This window comes from Mesotoga infera (genome assembly GCA_011045915.1).
In the GTDB taxonomy this organism is placed as follows: domain Bacteria; phylum Thermotogota; class Thermotogae; order Petrotogales; family Kosmotogaceae; genus Mesotoga; species Mesotoga infera_D.
In genome coordinates, this window is record DSBT01000235.1 from 1 (window position 1) to 2,717 (window position 2,717).

The following is a 2,717-nucleotide window of genomic DNA, read 5'->3' on the forward strand; positions in this document are numbered from 1 at the left end:
CGACGAAGATCAGCACGTCTTCGGGACCGTTACAGTCTATAGCGGCGGCCTTGCCGCCTTGTCGATAACCCTTTTCCTATATGTCGTAATAAACGGTCACATAACCCCGGGTGGAGGCTTTGTTGGCGGAGTTGTCCTTGCAACCGGCGTAATCACTTATGGCCTAACTTCCAGTTTCAAGAAGGCAAGTGTTCATTATGATAAGTTGAAGATTGGAATACTTGAGAACATAAGTCTCATGATAATTTTTGCATTCTCAACTTTGATTATCCTTTTCCCAGAAACCCACTCACAATTACTTTCTGCGGCTGGCTTTGGTTCTACTTTCAGCGGTGGGTTAATCCCGATCCTGAACATTCTTATCGGAATCAAAGTGTACGCCGGCGCATGGAAGATGTCCAGTGAGTTCATAAATAGGCGGGGGACATTATGACAGGAACTATCGTAATCTATTTCTCAATTTCGGGAATGCTCGTGGGGACGATTGGAATGATTCTCTCGAAGGACCTCATAAAGAAGATTCTCTCTTTCGGTATTGTGGAGACTTCGATAAACCTCATGTACACAGGAATCTCAGCAAGAAGTGGGATAATACCTCCCATAGTCAGTGGTGATTTTTCGAGTGCTTTCTACGCCGACCCCATACCTCAAGCAGTCATAATCACAGGGATTGTGATATCATTTGCCCTGCTTTGTCTTTCACTCGTATTCGCGATCATAATATACAACAGATACCACACAATGAACGTTGAGACGATCGAAATGATCTTCGAGAGGGAGACACAGTGATCGCGCTCGTCTTTCTGCCCGTCCTGGGAGGAATCATCTGTCTGGTTCTGAAAGACAAAAAGTCAGTCAGTTCAAATGTGGCGATCATAACTGTTTTTGCAAGTGGAAGCGTTCTTCCCTTCGTTATCTTTGAAGATGCTTCGATTATTCTGGGAAAGTGGGGTTCGCTTGGAATCGGTATGGCTGTCGATGAATTCGCAATTCCCTTTCTTTTGTCGACTTTCATCGTGATGCTTGCGGTGATCCTGAATTCTATCAAAAGAGGCTATGACGGCTTCTTCTACGCCTTGATCCTCATACTCTATGGAACTCTGAATTCGATATTCCTTTCGAGGGATCTTTTCAGCATCTTCGTAACCATAGAACTCGCATCGATTATTTCCTTCATTCTGATTTCCTACGAGAAAAAGCCCCGTCAGGCCTGGGCCAGCCTTAAGTATCTGCTCCTCTCTTCCCTGGGTTTGAACTTCTATCTGCTGGGAATCGGGATTGTATATATGGAGACGGGTTCATTTGCGATGGATAGTCTCGAACATGTTTCAACTATCGCAACTGTTCTGATCTTCGGGGGACTGGCAGTGAAGTCCGGCCTTTTCTTTTTCTCCATGTGGCTTCCAGACGCTCATTCCAATGCGCCCATAGAAGTGTCTCCAATACTATCCGGCCTTATTGTCAAGCTCGATGTCTATTTGTCGATAAGATTCATAACTTATTCCTCTTTCGGGTGGATGAGAGATACCTATATGATAATCGGCATCGTCAGCGCAATTGTCGGCGTCGTCTTCGCCGTCAATTCAAAGAACGCCAAGAGGGTCCTCGCATACCATACTATCTCTCAAGTTGGCTTCATGCTCGTAAATTGTGACAAATCCTCTGCCTGGCACGGCTTTAGCCATGCAGTATTCAAAACTCTCCTCTTTCTGGTGGTCGGGAATATTTCGGCAAGACTTGGTACAAAGGAGTATTCAAAGTGGTCGGGGAAGATCACAAAAGTCGAGTATGCCTTTCTCTTGATCGGTTCGCTTGCTATTGCGGGATTTCCTATGACATCCGGGTGTGTAACTAAAGAGATCATCATACACGGCGCTTGTTGTCCTTCGTTGAAGATCCTGCTTCTTATTGCTTCCGCTGGAACGGCAATGAGCTTCTCGAAGTTCATCTTTCTCAAACCCGGTAAATCTTCCTCCTGGCCGGCCGCGAATACCGTTGCTGCTTACTCCATCTTGTCCGGAGTCATAATCTTACACGGGATTATCGGTTTCGAAATATACATGTTCGAATCATTACTTGCCGTTATCGCGGGAGTAGCCACATATCTTCTGCTTCGCAAGTTCCTTAGACCTCTGCCGGTTTACTTCGAGAGAATCGATTCGGCACTCTCTTCATATCTCATACTCTTTCTTATTTCGATCGTGCTGGCAATAATCCTCTCCTCTTGAAAAGGAGTATCGATTCCGCTATAATCGTCTTTGTAGGCGAGTAGCTCAATTGGCAGAGCGACGGTCTCCAAAATCGTAGGTCGGGGGTTCGAGGCCCTCCTCGCCTGCCAGAAAAGAGAGGAATCATCCTCTCTTTTTCTTTTTAGTTATTACCGATCGCCTTGGCCATGTTCATACTTGTTACTTCATATCCCATCTTCTTGTACAGCGATACTGCCGCGGTGTTATGAGCAAAGACATGCAGCGAAAGCTGTTCTACTCCAAGCCCCCTGGCATATTCTTCAAGCGCTTCGAGGCTCAGCTTTCCGTAACCCTTTCCTCTGAATTCTTTGTCGATCACGAAATCATAGATGAATCCCTTATTTTCCGTAGCGGAGAAAACATGTAGCCAGAGATAACCTATCTTCTTGCCTGTCTCTCTATCTATAAGGCTCAGCAGTTCATGATTCTCTGTGTTAAGCCCGTCGGTAAGCAATGAATCGATTTCTC

General features: G+C 45.7%; 4 protein-coding genes and 1 tRNA gene. 4 read left to right on the plus strand and 1 reads right to left on the minus strand.

Features of this window, described 5'->3' with window-relative positions; genetic code table 11:
• The 4 genes from ENN47_08135 to ENN47_08150 all read left to right on the plus strand — a co-directional run.
• On the plus strand, positions 1–433 hold a 433-nt coding region (locus tag ENN47_08135; GenBank protein ID HDP78137.1), incomplete at its 5' end, for a sodium:proton antiporter.
• A complete protein-coding gene (locus tag ENN47_08140) occupies positions 430–789 on the plus strand; it encodes a Na+/H+ antiporter subunit C (GenBank protein HDP78138.1) in 360 nt (119 codons plus the stop codon). The genes ENN47_08135 and ENN47_08140, both read left to right, overlap by 4 nt.
• Positions 786–2,228, plus strand: a complete 1,443-nt coding sequence (locus tag ENN47_08145) for an NADH-ubiquinone oxidoreductase (GenBank protein ID HDP78139.1) — start codon at positions 786–788, stop codon at positions 2,226–2,228. Before ENN47_08140 ends, ENN47_08145 begins: the two co-directional genes overlap by 4 nt.
• Before the next feature lie 34 nt (positions 2,229–2,262).
• A tRNA-Trp gene (locus ENN47_08150) sits at positions 2,263–2,338 on the plus strand.
• Positions 2,339–2,370: 32 nt separating this feature from the next.
• On the opposite strand, the gene ENN47_08155 is transcribed toward ENN47_08150, so the two are convergent.
• Positions 2,371–2,717, minus strand: a 347-nt coding sequence (locus tag ENN47_08155; GenBank protein HDP78140.1) for a GNAT family N-acetyltransferase, incomplete at its 5' end; no start/stop codon positions are given.